Origin of the sequence: Lentzea kentuckyensis (assembly GCF_002150765.1) — a bacterium.
In the GTDB taxonomy this organism is placed as follows: domain Bacteria; phylum Actinomycetota; class Actinomycetes; order Mycobacteriales; family Pseudonocardiaceae; genus Lentzea; species Lentzea kentuckyensis.
Genome location: NZ_MUYM01000005.1, coordinates 90,427 through 108,419 on the forward strand (window position 1 = coordinate 90,427; position 17,993 = coordinate 108,419).

General features: G+C 67.6%; 18 protein-coding genes and 1 tRNA gene. 7 read left to right on the forward strand and 12 right to left on the reverse strand.

Annotated features, from left to right (window positions below; all coding sequences use genetic code 11):
* Window positions 1-6 precede the first annotated feature (6 nt).
* A complete protein-coding gene (locus tag B0F77_RS03930) occupies window positions 7-558 on the reverse strand; it encodes a MarR family winged helix-turn-helix transcriptional regulator (protein WP_158102584.1) in 552 nt (183 codons plus the stop codon).
* 234 nt (window positions 559-792) lie between these two features.
* Between B0F77_RS03930 and B0F77_RS03935 the strand changes: the two genes are divergently transcribed.
* Complete coding sequence (locus B0F77_RS03935; protein ID WP_086661374.1) at window positions 793-1,767, forward strand: cation diffusion facilitator family transporter; 975 nt, start codon at window positions 793-795, stop codon at window positions 1,765-1,767.
* Here the strand turns inward: B0F77_RS03935 and dcd are convergent.
* Window positions 1,764-2,345 carry a dCTP deaminase gene (gene dcd, locus B0F77_RS03940; RefSeq protein WP_086661375.1) on the reverse strand — a complete coding sequence of 194 codons (582 nt, stop codon included), beginning with the start codon at window positions 2,343-2,345 and terminating at the stop codon, window positions 1,764-1,766. The genes B0F77_RS03935 and dcd overlap by 4 nt on opposite strands.
* A gap of 94 nt (window positions 2,346-2,439) precedes the next feature.
* Here dcd and B0F77_RS03945 point away from each other — a divergent pair.
* Both B0F77_RS03945 and B0F77_RS03950 read left to right on the forward strand, forming a co-directional pair.
* A tRNA-Gly gene (locus tag B0F77_RS03945) sits at window positions 2,440-2,510 on the forward strand.
* Between the two features lie 105 nt (window positions 2,511-2,615).
* On the forward strand, window positions 2,616-3,110 hold the full coding sequence (locus tag B0F77_RS03950) for a DinB family protein (RefSeq protein ID WP_211293647.1): 495 nt from the start codon (window positions 2,616-2,618) through the stop codon (window positions 3,108-3,110).
* Here B0F77_RS03950 and B0F77_RS03955 read toward each other — a convergent pair.
* Window positions 3,096-3,512: a hypothetical protein gene (locus tag B0F77_RS03955; RefSeq protein ID WP_086661376.1), complete on the reverse strand. Its 417-nt coding sequence runs from the start codon at window positions 3,510-3,512 to the stop codon at window positions 3,096-3,098. The genes B0F77_RS03950 and B0F77_RS03955 overlap by 15 nt on opposite strands.
* A gap of 118 nt (window positions 3,513-3,630) precedes the next feature.
* On the opposite strand from B0F77_RS03955, the gene B0F77_RS03960 reads away from it, so the two are divergent.
* Entirely contained in the window at window positions 3,631-3,993 is a 363-nt protein-coding gene (locus B0F77_RS03960) for a hypothetical protein (RefSeq protein ID WP_086661377.1), read from the forward strand.
* Here B0F77_RS03960 and B0F77_RS03965 read toward each other — a convergent pair.
* Window positions 3,953-5,461 carry a sodium:solute symporter family protein gene (locus tag B0F77_RS03965; RefSeq protein WP_086661378.1) on the reverse strand — a complete coding sequence of 503 codons (1,509 nt, stop codon included), beginning with the start codon at window positions 5,459-5,461 and terminating at the stop codon, window positions 3,953-3,955. The genes B0F77_RS03960 and B0F77_RS03965 overlap by 41 nt on opposite strands.
* A 243-nt stretch (window positions 5,462-5,704) precedes the next feature.
* Here B0F77_RS03965 and B0F77_RS03970 point away from each other — a divergent pair, with 243 nt between their 5' ends.
* A complete protein-coding gene (locus tag B0F77_RS03970) occupies window positions 5,705-6,346 on the forward strand; it encodes a response regulator transcription factor (protein ID WP_086661458.1) in 642 nt (213 codons plus the stop codon).
* Here B0F77_RS03970 and B0F77_RS03975 read toward each other — a convergent pair.
* On the reverse strand, window positions 6,308-6,883 hold the full coding sequence (locus B0F77_RS03975) for a TetR/AcrR family transcriptional regulator (RefSeq protein WP_211293648.1): 576 nt from the start codon (window positions 6,881-6,883) through the stop codon (window positions 6,308-6,310). The two genes, B0F77_RS03970 and B0F77_RS03975, sit on opposite strands and share 39 nt — an antisense overlap.
* Window positions 6,884-6,964: 81 nt before the next feature.
* On the opposite strand from B0F77_RS03975, the gene B0F77_RS03980 reads away from it, so the two are divergent.
* Entirely contained in the window at window positions 6,965-7,999 is a 1,035-nt protein-coding gene (locus B0F77_RS03980) for an FAD-dependent oxidoreductase (RefSeq protein ID WP_086661380.1), read from the forward strand.
* 151 nt (window positions 8,000-8,150) lie between these two features.
* On the forward strand, window positions 8,151-9,986 hold the full coding sequence (locus B0F77_RS03985) for an acyl-CoA dehydrogenase (RefSeq protein ID WP_086661381.1): 1,836 nt from the start codon (window positions 8,151-8,153) through the stop codon (window positions 9,984-9,986).
* A 68-nt stretch (window positions 9,987-10,054) separates the two neighbouring features.
* Here the strand turns inward: B0F77_RS03985 and B0F77_RS03990 are convergent, their stop codons facing one another.
* From B0F77_RS03990 to B0F77_RS04020, 7 genes are all read right to left on the reverse strand, one after another.
* On the reverse strand, window positions 10,055-10,981 hold the full coding sequence (locus tag B0F77_RS03990) for a hypothetical protein (protein ID WP_086661382.1): 927 nt from the start codon (window positions 10,979-10,981) through the stop codon (window positions 10,055-10,057).
* A gap of 21 nt (window positions 10,982-11,002) precedes the next feature.
* Entirely contained in the window at window positions 11,003-11,968 is a 966-nt protein-coding gene (locus tag B0F77_RS03995; RefSeq protein ID WP_086661383.1) for an FG-GAP repeat domain-containing protein, read from the reverse strand.
* A gap of 77 nt (window positions 11,969-12,045) precedes the next feature.
* Complete coding sequence (locus B0F77_RS04000; protein WP_086661384.1) at window positions 12,046-12,771, reverse strand: DUF1206 domain-containing protein; 726 nt, start codon at window positions 12,769-12,771, stop codon at window positions 12,046-12,048.
* A gap of 109 nt (window positions 12,772-12,880) precedes the next feature.
* Entirely contained in the window at window positions 12,881-14,665 is a 1,785-nt protein-coding gene (locus tag B0F77_RS04005) for a VanW family protein (protein WP_425435619.1), read from the reverse strand.
* A gap of 280 nt (window positions 14,666-14,945) precedes the next feature.
* Window positions 14,946-15,239 carry a GroES family chaperonin gene (locus B0F77_RS04010; protein WP_086661460.1) on the reverse strand — a complete coding sequence of 98 codons (294 nt, stop codon included), beginning with the start codon at window positions 15,237-15,239 and terminating at the stop codon, window positions 14,946-14,948.
* A 36-nt stretch (window positions 15,240-15,275) separates the two neighbouring features.
* Window positions 15,276-17,141, reverse strand: coding sequence for an NHL domain-containing thioredoxin family protein (locus tag B0F77_RS04015; protein ID WP_086661461.1), 1,866 nt, complete (start codon window positions 17,139-17,141; stop codon window positions 15,276-15,278).
* Entirely contained in the window at window positions 17,141-17,956 is an 816-nt protein-coding gene (locus B0F77_RS04020) for a pentapeptide repeat-containing protein (RefSeq protein WP_143466551.1), read from the reverse strand. Before B0F77_RS04020 ends, B0F77_RS04015 begins: the two co-directional genes overlap by 1 nt.
* Between the last annotated feature and the right edge of the window lie 37 nt (window positions 17,957-17,993).

Sequence of the window (17,993 nt, forward strand, 5' to 3'; positions counted from 1 at the left end):
TAGCAATTACTCCTTGCCGTCGAGCGCGAGCCTCGTACGGCGGTGCGCGGGCCCCAGTTCGCCGCTCAGCACTTCCATCACCTGGCGCAGCAGGTCGCGCAGGTTCTCCAGGTCAGCGCCCGGCAGCGCGGTGAAGAGGTCGCGCTCCCGTTCGGCCTGGCCGGCGACGATCCGCAGGAAGATCTCGCGCCCGGCGTCGGTCAGCGTGGCGGGCAACGACCGGCGGTCGCTCGGGTCGAGCTCGCGCAGCACGAGCCCCGCCTTCTCCAGCCGGTCGAGGCGGCTCGTGATCGTGGTCGCCGGGCTCAGCGTGCCGTTCGCGAGCTGCTTGGGCGTGAGCCGGTGCGGCGGCCCGATCCAGAAGAGCCGGGCGAGGATCTCGTAGTCGGCGCGGTTGAGCCCGTGTGGCGCGGCGATCTCCGTGGCGAGGAAGTCGAGGTACTTGCTGATCTGGTGCACCCGGTCGACCACGCCTTCGACCACCGGATCGATCGCCGGAACCATGGCCCTCCACGACTCGACCTCGGCATCGGTGTCGTCCGCACCACGCTTGCCCATCCCACGATGGTAGTTGCGCTGGTAGGTCGCCCCCGACATGCAGAACGGCCCGCGTCTCTCCCGGACGCGGGCCGTTCCGTCTTACCCCCTGGTGATCAGCGTCCCCCCGGAGCAGATCCCAGCCTTAAGACACCGCAGTCCCCCCAGATGTTGCCCTGGGATTCGAATGTCACTCGAATGGCCTAACCACGCGCTGTCGCGCCCCACACCTGACCCAGGCCTAGGCTGATCGCCATGAGCGAGAAGCCGCAGGCCTCGGGTGAAAGCACTCTCACCGTTGTCCTGGCCCTGCTGGTGAATCTGGCGATCGCGGTCATGAAGGCCATCGCGGGTGTGCTGACCGGTTCGGCCGCGATCCTCTCCGAAGCCGCGCACTCGGTCGCTGACACGTTCACCGAAGCGCTCCTGCTGACGGCCCTGCGCCGTTCCGACCGCCCCGCCGACCGCCGCCACCCGTTCGGCTACGGCAAGGAGCGCTACTTCTGGTCGTTGCTCGCGGCCGTCTCGATCTTCGCCTCAGGCGCGATGTTCGCGTTCTACGAGGGCTTCCGCACGGTGTTCGGCGAGGCGGAGGAACAAACCCGGCCCCTGGTCGGCTACATCGTGCTGGGCCTGGCCTTCGCCATGGAGTCCGTGTCGTGGACGCAGGCGTTCCGGCAGGTCCGCTCCGAATCAGCCGCGCACGGCCACGGGTTCTGGGACTTCCTGCGGATGTCCGACGACCCGACCGTGAAGACGGTGTTCCTGGAGGACTCCGCCGCCCTGATCGGCCTCGTACTCGCGTTCGCGGGCCTCGGCCTGCACCAGCTCACCGGCTCGTCGCTGTGGGACGGCCTGGCCTCGCTCGCGATCGGCGTGCTGCTGGCCCTGGTGGCGTACGTGCTGGCCCGCACCAACAAGGGCCTGCTGATCGGCCGGCAGGCAGACCCGGTGATGGTGAAGTCGATCTGGCACCAACTGTCCGAGGTGCCCGAGGTCGACGCCGTGGTGGACGTGCTGACGATGCTGATCGGCACCGACCGCGTGCTGCTGTGCGCGCGACTCGACTTCGACGACGACCTCACGGCGTTCGAACTGGAGAACGCCTGCGTGCGCATCTCCACCGAACTGCGTGCGTCGTTCCCGGACCTGGACGAGATCTTCCTGGAACCCGTCCCGCGCTCGGACCCGGACCTGCGCCGCCGAGTGCTGGAGCGGTACGGCTTCTAGCGCCGCGTGTCGGTGCGGTGGAAGTTGAGGTAGGCCCGGCTCGGCGTGGGCCCGCGCTGCCCCTGGTACCGGCTGCCGGCCTGCTTCGAGCCGTACGGGTGCTCCGCCGGGCTCGACAGCTTGAACAGGCAGAGCTGCCCGATCTTCATGCCGGCGTGCAACGTGATCGGCAGGTTCGCGACGTTCGACAACTCCAGCGTGATGTGGCCGGAGAAGCCGGGGTCGATGAACCCGGCCGTGGAGTGCGTGAGCAGCCCCAGCCGACCGAGGCTGGACTTGCCTTCGAGCCGCCCGGCCAGATCGTCCGGCAGCGTGACCAGCTCGTAGGTCGACCCGAGCACGAACTCGCCGGGGTGCAGCACGAACGGCTCACCCTCCGGCGTCTCGACCAGGCTCGTGAGGTCGTCCTGCTGGATCGCCGGGTCGATGTGGGTGTACTTGGTGTTGTTGAAGACCCGGAAGAAGCGGTCCAGCCGGACGTCGATGCTCGACGGCTGAACCATCTCGACGTCGAAGGGGTCGAGAAGGAGACGGCCGGACTCGACCTCTTTGCGCAGATCCTGGTCACTCAGCAGCACCCCGACAGGCTAACCGAGTTGCCTCGGTTGGCCAGCCGGGACGGTGGCACGTCACGCTTGCGCTCTGTGTATGATCGGCGGCGAGCTTGCTCCTGCGGGTGTAGTTCATTGGTAGAACGACAGCTTCCCAAGCTGTAGAGGCGGGTTCGATTCCCGTCACCCGCTCGAAACCGGAGCCGGAGTGTGCCTGCGGAATGCGCAGACCACTCCGGTTTCGGTGTTTTCCGGGGCGCTCGCATCGTGGGGCGCTCGGCCGATAGGTTCGCGAGCGTGGCTGACTCCCGACGCGACCTGCTGCGCTGGCAGTTCAAGATGACCTGGTCGCTGTTCGAGTACCACTTGGACCTGCTCGACCCGGCGGACCTCCTCTGGGAACCCCGGAGCCCACACGTCTTCACCATGCGTCCCAACGCCACGAACTGGGAGCGGGACTGGCCGACCCCCGAGCAGGAACCCGTCGGGGTGGCGACGATGGCGTGGCTGACGTGGCACATCGGCTGGTGGTGGGCGGGTGCGATCGACCACGTGACGGCGAACCAGCCGCGTGAGGTCGCCTGGCCGGGCCCGGACCACGCGATCGGCTGGCTGCGCGGCTTGCGCGACGAGTGGCTCGGCACGCTCGAAACCGCTGACCTCGACGCGAAGACCACCTTTCCGTGGCCCGACGGGTCCATGACGGTGGCGCACACCGTGGCCTGGGTGAACGCCGAACTGATGAAGAACGTGGCCGAGATCGGGCAGTTGCGGCGTCTAGTCGACCGGTAGGCCCCATGGCCGGCGGTCCAACTCTGCCCAGCCGCCACCGCGAGCCAGCGCAGCGCGCACACCGGCCACGTGCTCGGCGAACGACGCGAGGTCGCCGTGCAGCAACTCAGCGCGCTCGACGTCCAACGGGTGTGTGTCGTCGTGCCACAGGTCGACCGCGAACGAGGCGACGAACGACATCGACTGCAGCAGCTGCAGCAAAGCCACGGACGGCCTCAAGGACTCCGCGAGGTAGTCCGACCGGATCGACTCGCACACCGCCAGCAGGGCGCGCACCTGACGGATGGCGTCGGCCGGGGTGCCGTCCCACGACGGGTCCGGCCACACGCGGTCGCTCAGCTCCAGCCAGAGCCGCCATCCCGTGGCCAGTTCCGCGTCGTCTGCAGGACACCACTTACCCATGCAATCCACTGTGCATGCGCGGGGCCCGCGAGTCTCGTGACGATGACGCACGCCACGGGAACCAACGGGTGACATATACGTCCTGTAACGCATGACGCGTGCCTGGCAAGGACAAAGCGTGAAGAGCCTCGCGATCGGGCTCGGGATCGGCGCGGTCCTCACTCTGCTCGCCCTACCCGCGCTCAAGTACGAGGTGGCCGACCACGCCAACCTCATGACCCGCATCCTGGCCTACGGGTTCCTGCTCGTGCCCATCGCCGTGGTCACGGTGCTGAAGAGTTCGTTCCCGGTGACGCACACGACCGGGCTCGTGGTGGGCGCGACGACCGTTCTCGCGCTCAGCGTGAGCAACTACACCGGCACGCCGATGCCTTACGTGTGGCTCGCGGCGGCGACCCTGTTCGGGTGCGCCGCCGCGAGGATCATGAAGAACGAACGGGTTACGCCTTCACCTTCTCCGGTTCCAACTCATCGGAGTTGAGCGAGTCGAGCAGGATGTCGCGCTCGGTGGACGGTTCCTTCTTCAGGAAGCCGATCGCCAGGTAGAGCACCAGCGACAGCAGCAGCGGCCACGACACGAGCACGCCCTTGGTGACCCAGGCGGCCTTGTTCATCTGCTCGATGTACAGGAACGCCCACATGCCCAGGCCGCCGACCACTGAGGCGATGGCCGCCGTCGAACCGACCTTGCGGAACCACGGCAGCAGGCCGAGCATCAGCGGGATCGCGATCGGGCCCATCGTGGCGGCGACGAGGTCGACCACCACCTTGAGCACGAAGCCCTGGCCTCCCGAGGCGATAGCGATGATCATGCTGACACCGATGAAGGTGAACGTCGTGACGCGGGCCAGCAGCAGCTGGTTGTCCGCGGAGAACGTCTTCACCTTCTTCCAGATGTGGGGCAGCATGTCGCGGTTGATCACGGCGGCGATGACGTTCGCGTCCGACGACACCATGGCCATGGTGTGCGAGAAGAAGCCCGCCAGGACCAGGCCGATCATGCCCGCGGGCAGCATCTGCTTGCCCATCTCGATGTACGCGCTCTCCGCCTGTGCTCCCTCGAGGCCCGGCACGATCAGCGGGGCCGCCCACATCGGGAAGAACAGCACGAGCGGCCACACGAGCCACAGCGCGGACGAGAGCAACGCCGACCGCTTGGCCGCGAAGCCGGACGGCGCGGCCATGTAGCGCTGCGCCAGGTTCCACATGCCGCCGTTGTACTCCAGCGTCTTGATCAGGAAGAGCGCCATGAGGAACGTCGACGTGTACGGGCCGGCCAGCGGGTCGCTGTGGCTCTCCGGGAGCTTGTCCCAGATAGTCGCGGGGAAGTCCCAGCCGAGGCGGCCGGCGACGGCGAAGAACATCGCGAAGCCCGCGGCCGCCTGGATGACGAACTGGCCGAAGTCGGTGAGCGCGTCGGCCCACAGGCCGCCGAGCACGGAGTAGACCATCGTGACCAGGCCGATCAGGATGATGCCCCAGGTGATCGGGACGCCCGCGAAGCCGCGGAGCAGGATCGACACGGCCGCCCACTTGGCGGCGATGTCCACGACCTTGAGCAAGGCACCCGCGTAGGCCATGACCTGCTGGGTGGGCAGGTTGTACCGCTTGGCCAGGTACTCGAGCGGCGACTTGACCTCGTGCTTGGCGCGCAACCGGTTCCACCGCGGCGCGAACAGGAACGCGCCGATGCCGACGCCGATGCCGATCGTCAGCGACCACCACACGTAGACCGTGAGCCCGAGCCGGTACGCCTCGGAGGCGAACGCGACGAACATGACCGCGCTGTAGCCCGACATGTGGTGCGAGATGCCGGACAACCACCACGGCATCTTGCCGCCGGCGGTGAAGAAGTCGGCGATGTTCTGGACCCGCCCGCGCGACCAGAGTCCGATCGCGACCATCACGAAGAAATAGCCGACGACTACGACCCAATCGAGGGTGCCCATGTGACCTCCTTGCGTGCACACACGTGTGCCCGCGAGAGCACCAGGCCTCATGGCGGCGGGAACCTGGCACATCCGCACGGGATATGTGACGTAGGTCTTACGAGACTGTTGCCCCGGGACGGAAGACCTTCGGCGGTCTTGAATCACATTCGTGACCCTTGTTCATACACATGAACCGACTATTCCGCGTCACACGTCCGAGGGAACGACGTCTCTCTTGCGGAAGCACGAACGGAGGTGCCGATGCTCCCGCCAGGCCGGCCTGCTCCCGGTGTCGCGCTGATCGACCCCGTGCCGCTGTACCGCGAAGGCCTGTCCGCCCTGATCAGGCGGACCCCCGGGCTGCGCTGGCTCGGTTCCACCGGCGATCTGCACGCGGCCGTTCGCCTGCACGAACGACTGCGCCCCGACGTGCTGCTCATCGACTCGGTGCTGGACCCGGTCGGCCACCTGGCCCGGCTGCTGGTCGAGCGCGACCCGACTTTGCTGATCATCGGACTGGTTCGCGACGCCCACTCGCACGCGAACTACGTGACGAGCGTGCTGGAGGCAGGCGTGCGCGGCGTCGTGCCGCGAAGTGCCCAGCCCGAGCAGATCGTGCGGGTCATCGCCGAAACCTGCCGGTCACGCGGCTACGTGCATCCCGATCTGCGGCCGACGAAGGAACGGCCGACGCTCACCCGGCGCGAGTACGAGGTGCTCACGCTCATCGCGGACGGCCTGGAGAACCAGCAGGTGGCGGACGAGCTCATCGTGTCCGTGGAGACCGTGCGGACCCACGTGAAGGGCATCCTGCGCAAGCTGAGCGCGCGCGACCGGACGCACGCCGTGTCGCTCGCGTACCGGTCAGGACTGCTGATCGGCCGCCCAGCCGTGCTCGAGTAACCCGAACACCTCGTCAGCCGCCCGTTCCCGATCGGCGCGGCCGAAGATCACGTCCCGGGCGTCCAGCGCGAACCTGGCCAGCGCGGCACACCTGACGTCGTCCGCGGGCGCACCGATCTCCTCCGCGATGGCCCGCGCCAGCGCGTCCTGATGACGCGTCCACATCCGATGCCCGAACTCGCGCAACGCGGGCGTCTCCAGCACCAGCCGCTGGAAGATCTCGAACTGCGGATGATCGGCGTGCCCCCGCGCCGCCCGCACGAAATGATCGCGCAACGCCATCGGGATCGACCGGCCCTCCCGGTTCCGCACGACCGCGACCAGCGCCGACTCCTGCTCCTCGTCCTCGTCGAAGAGCAGCGCCTCCTTGCTCGGGAAGTGCTTGAACAACGTCGTCACCGACACGTCCGCGGTGTCGGCGATCTCCTTCACGCCCACGTCGTCGAAGCCGCGTTCCAGGAACAACCGCGTCGCCGCGTCGGAGATCGACCGACGGGTCTGCAGCTTCTTCCGCTCGCGGCGGCCGAGCTCGGTCACCGCCCCATCATACCCCATGGGTTGAGCAGGTTCAAAAGTGTAGTGATTGCACTTTTGCAGTCGATACGCTTTCATGGAGCCATGACCACACCACGCATCGCCATCGCCGGGGCCGGCATCGGCGGCCTCACCTGTGCCCGCGTTCTCCAGCTGCACGGCTTCGAGAACGTCACCGTCTTCGAGCGGGAGAGCTCGCCGGAGGCACGCCAGCAGGGCGGCACGATCGACCTGCACGCCGACAGCGGCCAGCAGGCCGTGCGCGCCGCCGGACTGTTCGACCAATGGCGCGCGCTCGCCCGCTTCGAAGGCCAGGAGCAGCGCAAGGTCGACCACGCCACGGCCGAGTTGATCGAGCACCAGCCCGCGGAGGGCGACTTCCGGCCGGAGATCGACCGCGGCCAGCTCCGCAAGCTCCTGCTCGACTCGCTGGCACCCGGAACCGTCGCCTGGGGCCTCGGCATCAGCTCCGCGACGCCGGGCGAGGTCACCTTCCTCGACGGCTCGACCGGCACGTTCGACCTGGTCATCGGCGCGGACGGGGCCTGGTCACGGGTCCGCCGGGCCGTGTCACCTGCCCAGCCGCGGTACACCGGCGTGTTGTTCGTCGAGACCCGGCACGACAACGACTCACTCCTGCTCGACCTCACCGGCCAGGGCACGATGGTCGTGGACCACGAGGGGCTGATGCTGTGGGCGCAGCGCAACAGCGGCAATCACATCCGCGCGTACGCGTGCCTGCGCGCGCGTGAGGATTGGAAGCCCTCCAACGCTGAGCTGCTCGACGTCTACGCGGGCTGGCACCCCTCGCTCCAGGCGTTCCTCACCGGCGAGCTCATCCATCGCCCGCTGTACGCGCTGCCGGTGCCCCACACGTGGGAGCACACGCCCGGCGTGACGCTGCTCGGTGACGCCGCCCACCTGATGCCGCCACTGGGCGTCGGGGCGAACCTCGCCATGGAGGACGCCGCCGAACTGGCCGTCGCGATCGCCGAGCACGGTGTCCGAGACGGGGTGCGAGCCTACGAATCGGTCATGTTGCCGCGCGCGATCGACGCTCAGGAGCGCACGAACGCAGGGCTTCTCGACATGGTTCCCGAGCGCCCGATACGCGTCTGACCGGCTCTCATGCCCGATTCAGGGTGGTTGCGCGACTGTCTGATTCGCCACCACCGGGTGGTCACCCTTGCCGGGGTTACTGTCGGGTAATACTCTGTTGTTACCGGTCAGTAGGCGACCCCGCCGCGACCCTGAGGAGTGAGCTGACGAGATGGGCCACTACAAGAGCAACGTCCGGGATCTCGAATTCAACCTGTTCGAGGTCTTCAACGTGCAGGACCACCTCGGCAAGGGGCCGTTCGAGCAGTCCGACGAGGACACCGCGCGCGGCGTTCTGGCCGAAATGAAGACGCTCGCGGAGGGTCCGCTCGCGGACTCGTTCGCCGATGCCGACCGCAACCCGCCGAAGTACGACCCGGCCACGTTCTCGGCGACCCTGCCGGAGTCGCTGAAGAAGTCGTACCAGGCGATCTGGGACGGCGAGTGGTACCGCATGTTCCTGCCTGAGGCGCTGGGCGGCTTCGGCACGCCGCCGTCGGTCGCCTGGGCCGCGTCCGAGATGATCCTCGGCGCCAACCCGCCGATCTACATGTACCTGGCCGGCCCGAGCTTCGCGACGGTCGTCTACAACAACGGCACCGAGCGCGACAAGCACTGGGCCCAGCTCATGATCGACCGCGGCTGGGGCGCCACGATGGTGCTGACCGAGCCGGACGCCGGTTCCGACGTCGGCGCCGGTCGCACCAAGGCGATCAAGCAGGCCGACGGCTCCTGGCACATCGAGGGCGTGAAGCGCTTCATCACGTCCGGCGACCAGGACCTCACCGAGAACATCATGCACATGGTGCTGGCGCGGCCCGAGGGCGAAGGCATCGAGGCCAAGGCCGGCACCAAGGGCCTGTCGCTGTTCCTCGTGCCGAAGTTCCACTTCGACCCGGAGTCCGGTGACCTGGGCGAGCGCAACGGCGCCTTCGTGACCAACGTCGAGCACAAGATGGGCATCAAGGCGTCCACCACGTGCGAGCTGACGTTCGGCCAGCACGGCGTCCCCGCCCAGGGCTGGCTGCTCGGCGAGGTGCACGACGGCATCGCGCAGATGTTCGACGTCATCGAGTACGCCCGCATGATGGTCGGCACCAAGGCCATCGCGACGCTGTCGACCGGCTACCTCAACGCGCTGTCCTACGCCAAGGAGCGCGTGCAGAGCGCCGACCTGACGCGCATGACGGACAAGACCGCCCCGCGCGTCACCATCACCAACCACCCGGACGTGCGCCGCAGCCTGATGCTGCAGAAGGCGTACGCCGAGGGCCTGCGCGCGGTGTACCTGTACACCGCGACGTTCCAGGACAAGGTGATGCTCGGCGGCGAGGACGCGGAGCTCGCGGCCAAGGTCAACGACCTGCTGCTGCCGATCGTCAAGGGCGTCGGCTCGGAGCGCGCGTACGAGCAACTGGCGCAGTCGCTGCAGACGCTGGGCGGCTCCGGCTTCCTGCAGGAGTACCCGATCGAGCAGTACATCCGGGACTCGAAGATCGACTCGCTGTACGAGGGCACCACGGCCATCCAGTCGCTGGACTTCTTCTTCCGGAAGATCATCCGCGACAAGGGTCAGGCGCTCGCGTTCATCAACGGCGAGATCCAGTCCTTCCTCGACAACGAGGGCGGCAACGGTCGTCTGAAGGAGGAGCGCGCGCTGCTCAAGCAGGGTCTCGAGGACCTGCAGGGCATGCTCGGCTCGCTGGTCGGCTTCCTGACTTCGTCGCAGGAAGACGTCCGCAACCTCTACAAGGTCGGCCAGAACTCGGTCCGCCTGCTGATGACCGCGGGTGACGTGCTCGTCGGCTGGCTGCTGCTGCGCCAGGCCGAGGTCGCGCTGGAGAAGCTCGGCGGCACTCCTTCGGCCAAGGACAAGGCGTTCTACGAGGGCAAGATCGCCGTGGCGTCGTTCTTCGCGAAGAACGTGCTGCCGGAGCTCACGGCCCGTCGCAAGATCGCCGAGACGACCGACAACGCGCTGATGGACATCGACGAGAACGTCTTCTAAGCGCCGTGACGACGACGGGTCCGCGCACCTCCTGCCCGAGGTGCGCGGACCCGTTTTTCACGGTCCTGTCAGGAGATCTGGTCGACGGTGTACCAGCCGTAGCTGAGCGCTCGTGGGGGCAGGTAGGTGTTGTAGGCGTTGCTCTCGTCGAACTGGCCGCTGTGCACGTACGCGACCAAGAAGCCGTCGCTCTTCCTGCGGCCCAAGAGGTCCGGGATGCCGTCGCCGCTGATCTCCTTGAGCATCAACGAGTCCAGCGTGTCCCAGCCCCAGCCGAGCGTGATCTCCCGGTAGCGACCGGTGTTGCCCTCGAACTCCAGCTTCTGCACCGCGAGCCTGCCGTTCGCGTACTCGACGATCCGGTCGCGGTACTGGCCCCTCGTCACCGAACCGGGCACCTCCGAGTACTGCGTCCAGACGACCCGGCCTTTGCTCTCCCGGTCGACACCGAGCTGCTGCTCGAAGTGGCCGTCGCCGGGGACGAGCTTGTTCTGGAAGAGGTAGAGCGAGGTCTCGTTGTCGCTGGCGTAGATCCTCTCGATGTCGTCGATGCCGTCGCCGCGGACCGTGCGGATCACGGCCTTGCCAAAGCCGTCGGCCCAGTCCCAGAAGTTCTTACCGGCGAGCTCGCGCTGGCGCAGCGTCGAGATGCCGTTGAAACCGGCGTTCGGGTAGAGCCAGAGGTTGCCGTCGAGGTCGGCGGCCACGACGTCGCTCGAGCCCGAACCGTCGGCCCGCGCCGTGGAGATCCAGTGGTAGTTCACGTCGCGCCAGCCGTAGCCGATCGTCACCGGCGCACCGAAGTTGCCGCCGTCGATCTGCGGGTAGACCACCAGCCGTCCGTCGGAGGTGCGCGCGGTGATGTCGGACCTGCCGTCGCCGGTCACGTCACCCGACGGACGCGGCGAGGTGCCGGGCTGAGCGGTTGCCGGCACGGTGACGCTCGTGATGGACAGGGCGACGATCGCGGCGGCGATCCAGGTTCTTCTTCGCATGTCTTTCTTCCCCCTGTGCGGTCAGCTGATGACGTTGTTGGTGTTCCAGCCGTAGCCCATCAGGGTCGGCGCCTGGAACGTCGCGAGCGGGTCGGCGGGGTTCCACGTCTGCGAGTGCCGGTAGCCCACCAACTCGCCGTTGTGCCTCCTGCCGATCAGGTCCGGCCACGCGTCGCCGCTGTACGAGTTCACACCGACGAAGTTCAACGTGGTGAACCCGTAGCCGAGGGTGTAGTTGGCCTCCTGCGGGAACGAGAACACGCGCAGGGTGTCGGCGGGGTCCAGGTACAGCAGGTCGGGGTAGCCGTCGAAGGTGACGTCAGCCATGTTCAGATCCACGGCGTACCTGACGCCGTACACCAGCGGCTGCGGTTCGCTGTACCGCGCAACCTCGCCGAAGTTGCCCAGGTGGCGGTAGATGTACGCCATCTCGGTACCCGCACGACGGGCGATGATGTCGTCGCGGCCGTCGCCGTTGAAGTCGTGGAGGAACACCAGATCGTTGATGTTCCAGCCGTAGCTGAGGACGTACGACGGGCCGAGGGTGTTCAGGCCGTCGAAAGTCCCCGAGTGCGGGTAGACCCGCATCGTGCCCCCGACGTCGATGCTCACCACGTCGGCCAGCGCGTCGTCGGTGATCCGGCCGGCACCGATCCAGCGGAAGCCGCTCCAGCCGTGGTTGATGGTCACCGCGGGCTGGAAGGTGCCGAGGCCGCCGTCGAAGCTGTTGCCGTGCGGGTAGACCTTGAGCACGCCGTTGTCCGCCTGCCTGGCGAGGATGTCCGGCAGCCCGTCACCGGTGAAGTCGCCGGATCTGGCGCCGCTGCTCGCGGATCTGGCACCGATGTCGCCGCCGGACTTGGCGGGCTGCACTCCGGCGGACCGGACACCGTGCGGCTTCGGCGCGGCGGCGAGGGCCGGAGTTGTGGACACCGATGCGGACAGCAAGGCCGCTGTCACGGCCAGAAGAGCCCATGTGCGCTGCATGCGCGAATCATGCAGTTCGTCCCCGTGTTTCCGCAGCTGAAATGCGGAACACGGGGACGGCTGCGGTCAGTGAGTTTTCAGCCTTTGAGCGCTCGCGCCGCGATGAAGCAGTAGACACCGAACGCGGCGATGCCGATCGCCACCGCGCTCAGCAGGAACATGCCGTAAGGCTGCGCCGCCAACGTCTTCAGCGCCTTGTCCAAGCCGCCGGACTGCTCCGGATCCGCGTTGACGGCTGCCAGTCCGATCAGGACACCGATCACGCCGTACGCGACACCCTTGCCGATCCAGCCGATCCGTCCGACGGGCTCGATCCACGACGGCGCGCGGCCCATGTCGAGATCCTTCTCGAAGGACTTCTTGATTCCTTTGTAGACGATCACACCGGCGGTGATGATCACGCCGATCGCGATGGCGCCGACGATGAACTGACCACCGGGCCACGACAGCACCTGCGCGGTGAGTTCTTGCTGCTGCTGGGTTTGATCGCCCGCGCTGCCGCTCGTCGCGTACTTGAAGGCGCCGAACGCGATACCGAGCGCGGTGATCGCACGGGCCGCGGAACCGACGCGCTTGGAGATCCGCTTTCGTTTCTTCGCCACGTAGGTGTAGCCCACACAGGCGAGCAGAAGCTGCCACAGCGCGAAGAACACGAGCCCGATGCCGAGCGTCCACAGCACCCACGCACCGGCCTGGGCGATGTCGCTCAACGCGCCTTTGGAGTCGGCCTGTTCGGAGTCGCCGAACGCGACCTGGATCGCGAGCCACGCCACCAGGACGTGCACGACCCCGTACAACACCATCCCCACCCGCCCCAACGTCTGGACGACGGGATGTCTTCGCGCCTCATTCGCAACAGTGGCCACGAACGGGTGAATACCCGCGCGTGGCCACTGTGAACCAGCGTTTGTGTCAGCCGCCGGGCGGTGGCTCACAGATGATCTTGAACTGCGGGTCGTAGCGAACCGTGCGGGACTCGCTGCGGGACTGGCCGGTGCGGCGGTCCGTGATCGTGCGGGTGTCCGTCACCGAGAAGCCCGGGGCGCCGTTGCTCGGCGAGCACCCCTCCTTGCTGATCTTCTTCTCCTGCGGCTGGGTGGGGTTGAACTCGCCGCTGGTGGAGCCGGTGACGTCGTAGTTCTTGGTGCCCCAGAGCCTGATCGTGATCGTCGAGCCGGTCCAGATCGTCTGGATGGCGACGCCCGTGTCGTCCGGGTTCGTGAACGCGATGTCGATCAGGCTGTTGCCCGCGCCGTCCATGAACACGGTGGCCTCGCGGCCCTTCGGGTACCGCGTGATCCAGTAGCTGTGCTCCTTGTGGCCCGCGTCCTTCATGCCCGCGTAGTAGCCGGCGTTGTAGAGCGTGGTCGCGAACTGCGAGATGCCGCCACCGACCGCCTTGCCGGGGATGCCGTTCTCGATGATGCCCGCCTCGACGTAGCCCTGCGCGGTGCCGCGGGGGCCGGTGTACTTGTTGAGGCTGAACGTCTCCTTGGGCTTCACGATCGCGCCGTTGACCTTCTCGGCCACGACCCGGATGTTGACACCCGAGGCGGCGGCGAAGCCACCGGTCTGGAACTCGCCGATGACCTCCTTGATGCCCATCTTGTTCGCCTGCTCGGTGGTGACCTTCGCGGGCGTGTGCTTGTACTCGAACTTGACCTCGCGCGCGTCGGTCTTCTTCAGCGTGTCGAAGTAGGGCTGGAGGTTCTTGTCCCAGTCGAGGTCGAGGCCGTCCACCGACGGCTTGACGGTCGGCCTGCCGCCCTCGAAGACGATCTCGGCGTCCTTGCCCTGCTTGACCGTGTCCTTGAGCTGCGGGGCGGTGACCTCGGCGAGCTTGTCCTTGTTCGGCGTGACGGCCAGCGCGCCGCCCTCGCCGGGCGCGAAGGCCAGCGTGGCGAAGATCTGCTCCGGCGTGAGCGTCGCGTCCTTGCCCTCGCCCTTGATGACGACCGGGCCGGACACCGCGGTCTTGACGACCTCGTTGAGCGCCTTCTCGACGCCCTCCTTGGTCGTCTTCACCGGGGTGAAGTCCATCGGGACCTCGACCGGGTTGCCGGAGGCCCAGTTCGCGACGACGACGCGGGAGGCGTCCTCCGTCTTGAGCTTCTGGCCGTCGTGCGGGTCGATGGCGACAGCGGCGGCGTTCTCGAACTTGATGCTGCCCTCGATCGGCTCGTGGTCGAGCTTCGGACGCATCTCCTCGAGCGCGCCGGAGACCTTCGCGTTGTCGGCCTTCGTCGCGACGCCGACCTCACGGCTGGTGAAGAACGACGTGACGCGCGTGACCGGACTGAGCGGCTGGCTGCCCGCGCGGTCGATCGTGCCGTCCCAGTCGAGCTCCAGACCCGCTGCCTTGGGGTCGAGCTCGGCGTTGACGTCGCCGGCCTTGAGCGCGACCGGCTTGCTCAGCCGCGGGCCGATCTCGTCGCGCAGCTTCTTCTCGGCCTCGTCGTGGCTCATGCCACCGACGTCCACGCCCGCCACGGTCACGCCGCGGGGCACGTTGCCGCTGGACACGAGGATGTCGAGGCCGTAGAGCAGGCCGAACGCGCCGACCACGGCCGCGGCCACGATCAGGGCCTTCTTCCGGCCGTTCTTCGGCTGTTCCTCGTCCTCACCGGGCTCGATCATCACCGGCCCGTAGACGCCCGAGTCCTCCGGCTGCGGCAGTGGCGGGGCCACCGGCGCCATGTACTCGGTCGCGTCCTCGCCGGCCGGGAAACCGACACCCGGCACGGCCGCGGTGACGGTCGCCTCGATGTCCGGTTCCTCCGAGGGCCACGCGTCGGTGGCCGCGCCGGTGGTGACCGGGCCGATCTTCGCCGTCTGCTCGGAGGCGGTGCCTCCGGGGTAGACCGGCGGCATCGCTCTCGTCTTGTCAGCGTCGTACGGCACAGCTCTCCCCGTTGCCCTGTCTCTCGCGAGGCGGCATATGTGTGTAGCTATCAGGCGCAGATCACGAACCGGCGGCTCATAGGTACAGACCAGTACCGTGCTCGGTGAGCTCGCTGGCCACAGCGTGCAGGTCGCGTTCCCTCATCACGAGATACGTGGCGCCCTGCACCTCGACCTCAAGCTGATCTTCCGGGTTGAACAGAACCCGGTCGCCCACCTTCACGTGTCGCACGCTGGTACCGACCCCGAACACATCACCCCACGCCAACCGCTTCGCCATCTGGGCCGTAGCGGGGATCACGATGCCACCACTGGATCGCCGCTCGCCATCCTCCGGCGAGATGCGCACCATGACGCGGTCGTACAGCATCTGGATCTCGAGCTTGACATCAGGCACCAGCAGAGTCTACGTGCCTGCCGGACCGGCCTCGTCCATGCCGCCCATCAGCAGCGGCAGCCGGGTAGGTGCATCGGCAACAACTCGAACTGGCACCCCCCAGTCCTGCCTGGTCAGGCGACAGACCGGGTGTTCGTCGGAAGGATCGTCACTGCAACTGGCGGCCTGCGCTACGACGTGCAAAACGCCGTTCGTGACCTGATCGTTGATCCGCAACGCCCGTACCAGTTCGGTGCCGACCCCCGCGCCCTCGAGGATCAGCTCGGGCGGCGAGCTGGTGATCTCCAACCGAGTGGACGGTCCGTACCTTTCGTCCAGTTTGGTCCCAGTGGGCGGCGTGAAGACGACCGCGAGCTCCAGCGCACCGGGCGCGATGTCGGTGGACGGCCGCTTGACCGCGTGCTCCTCGCCGTCGATCTTCGTGGCGGCCGCGGAGAACCGTTCGAGCCGGTGCGCCGCGCTGGCCACGACGACCAGTTCCTTCTGGACGATGAGAGCGTCGGACGGTTCGGCGATGTCCGTCGCGATGGTGGTCAACGTGTTCGTCTCGGGGTCGAACCGCCTGATCGCGTTGTTGTAGGTGTCCGAAATGGCCAGCGAGTGGTCATTCAGGACGGTCACACCGAGCGGGTGCTGCAGGAGCGCCTCGTCCGCGTCGCCGTCCTTGTGTCCGAACGCGAACAGGCCCTTGCCGATGACGGTGTGGACCTCGCCGTTCTCGAGGTACCGCAGCGCGCTGGTCTCGGAGTCGACCATCCACAGCCGGTCGCCGTCCGCGGCGAGCCCGGAGGTCTGCGCGAAGAAGGCCTCCTCCTTTGGCCCGTCGTTGATGCCCTCGACGGTGGTGCCCGCCAGCCTGCTGACCGTGTTCGTCGCGGGGTCGAAGAAGCCCAGCGTGTGGTTGCCGGCCATGGCGATGGCCACGCCGCCGTTCCACCAGGCGACGTCCCACGGGCTGGTGAGGTCGATCTTGTCGGCCGGCCCGTCGGTCTCGCCGTCGCGCCACTGCTCACCGGTGCCCGCGAGGGTCGTGACCTCGCCGGTCTCCAGGTCGAGGCCGCGAAGCAGGTGGTTGACGGTGTCCGCGACGACGACGTCGTAGCCGTGGGTGTTGGGCACGAGGGCGAGGCCCGCCGGCTCGGAGAAGGTGGGCGCGAGGCCGTCCTCCCTGCCGCGCTCGCCGGTGCCGATGCGGCGGATGACGGTCTCGCCGTCCGCTTCGAGCTCCACGATGCTGTGGTGGGCGGAGTCGCTGACCAGGATCGTGTCGTTCGGCGTGACGATCGCCTTGGCCGGGAAGCGCAGCGTGGTGTTCGTGGGCTCGGGCGCGACGTACGGGCCGGAGCCGCGGTGCAGCGTGCCCTTCGCGTCGTGCTCCGCGATCAGTTCGCCGATGATGGTCCGCAGCGCCTCGACGTGGCCCTCACCAGCGGCGACGTGCACGACGTAGCCCTCGGGGTCGACCAGGGTCAGCGTCGGCCAAGCCTTCACGGCGTAGTTCTGCCAGGTGGTGAGCTCGGGGTCGTCGAGGACCGGGTGGTGCACCTCGTAGCGCTCGACGGCCGCCTTGAGCGCCTCGGCGTCGGCCTCGTGCACGAACTTCGGCGAGTGCACGCCGATCGTGACGAGGACGTCCTCGTACTCCTTCTCGAGGGGGCGCAGCTCGTCGAGGACGTGCAGGCAGTTGATGCAGCAGAACGTCCAGAAGTCGAGCAGCACGATCTTGCCGCGCAGGTCCTTCAGGCTGACCTGTTCGCCGCCGGTGTTGAGCCAGCCGCGACCTTGCAGCTCAGGGGCGCGGACGCGGGCACGGCGCTTGGCAGTCGTCACGACCGTATCCAACACGGTGGGACAGGTTCGTGTTCCGGCGTCCATCATGTGGACGGCAGCTTCAGCCCCGGCTTCTCGCCCTCGTCGAACACCGGCATCACGCTGATCTGCGCCTCCGACAGGTCGACCTCGCCGCCGGTGAACCGGGCCCCGCGGAACGACACCTCGCCGCCGTTGAACTCCGCGCCCTCGAACCGCACGCGACCGCCGGCGAACTCGGCGTTGTCGAAGGTCACGCGCGCGCCTTCGAAGGTCGCGCCGCCGAACCACACCTCGCCGCCGCAGACCACCATGCCGTCGAACGAGATCCAGCCGCCAGGAAAGCGCGCCAGACTGAGGAAGAACGTGCCGGACGACATGCGGATGCCCGCGAAGTCGGCGGACCTCAGCACCGCGCGCACCAGGTCGAAGTCGTGGCCCTGCCAGCTGACCGGGGCACCGTCGCGGAGGTGGCGGGCGATCACGTTGGTGATCGCGAGGCGCACCTCGGTCTCGGCGTCGTGGTACCACTCCGAGTCCAGCGCGGGCTCGTACGCGATGCGCAGGTACGAGCAGAGGACGTCGATGCAGACCTGGCGTTGTTCCGGCCATTCGTCCGCGAGTGAGGCGAGGGCGTAGACGCCGGCCAGGCGGACGGTCGGGGTTTCGTTGCCGATCTGGTTGCAGGCGGCGCCGAAGCGTTCGTTGAGCAGCTTGATCCGCTCACGGGTTTCGGCCGACTCGCTGATGCGTTGTTTTCGATATGCGACGACCAGGGCGACCACACCGCCGACGCCCGCGACCACGGTCAGCGCGACCTTGATGATGTCGAGCCTCGCGGTCGGCGCAGCCGGAAAGCCCAGTGCGGCCCACAAAAGCACGGCTGCGAGGGCGAAAACGGTTACGCCGATCAGCACA

Excerpts from the sequence above, each read along its gene's own strand:
- B0F77_RS03955 (WP_086661376.1), bottom strand. The coding sequence starts at position 3,512 with ATGGGTAAGTGGTGTCCTGCAGACGACGCGGAACTGGCCACGGGATGG.
- B0F77_RS04015 (WP_086661461.1), bottom strand. The coding sequence starts at position 17,141 with ATGGACGCCGGAACACGAACCTGTCCCACCGTGTTGGATACGGTCGTG.
- B0F77_RS03980 (WP_086661380.1), top strand. The coding sequence starts at position 6,965 with ATGACCACACCACGCATCGCCATCGCCGGGGCCGGCATCGGCGGCCTC.
- B0F77_RS03965 (WP_086661378.1), bottom strand. The coding sequence starts at position 5,461 with ATGGGCACCCTCGATTGGGTCGTAGTCGTCGGCTATTTCTTCGTGATG.
- B0F77_RS03985 (WP_086661381.1), top strand. The coding sequence starts at position 8,151 with ATGGGCCACTACAAGAGCAACGTCCGGGATCTCGAATTCAACCTGTTC.
- B0F77_RS04000 (WP_086661384.1), bottom strand. The coding sequence starts at position 12,771 with ATGGTGTTGTACGGGGTCGTGCACGTCCTGGTGGCGTGGCTCGCGATC.
- B0F77_RS03935 (WP_086661374.1), top strand. The coding sequence starts at position 793 with ATGAGCGAGAAGCCGCAGGCCTCGGGTGAAAGCACTCTCACCGTTGTC.
- B0F77_RS04010 (WP_086661460.1), bottom strand. The coding sequence starts at position 15,239 with ATGCTGTACGACCGCGTCATGGTGCGCATCTCGCCGGAGGATGGCGAG.
- B0F77_RS03970 (WP_086661458.1), top strand. The coding sequence starts at position 5,705 with ATGCTCCCGCCAGGCCGGCCTGCTCCCGGTGTCGCGCTGATCGACCCC.
- B0F77_RS03990 (WP_086661382.1), bottom strand. The coding sequence starts at position 10,981 with ATGCGAAGAAGAACCTGGATCGCCGCCGCGATCGTCGCCCTGTCCATC.
- B0F77_RS03995 (WP_086661383.1), bottom strand. The coding sequence starts at position 11,968 with ATGCAGCGCACATGGGCTCTTCTGGCCGTGACAGCGGCCTTGCTGTCC.
- B0F77_RS03930 (WP_158102584.1), bottom strand. The coding sequence starts at position 558 with ATGGGCAAGCGTGGTGCGGACGACACCGATGCCGAGGTCGAGTCGTGG.
- B0F77_RS04005 (WP_425435619.1), bottom strand. The coding sequence starts at position 14,665 with ATGGCGCCGGTGGCCCCGCCACTGCCGCAGCCGGAGGACTCGGGCGTC.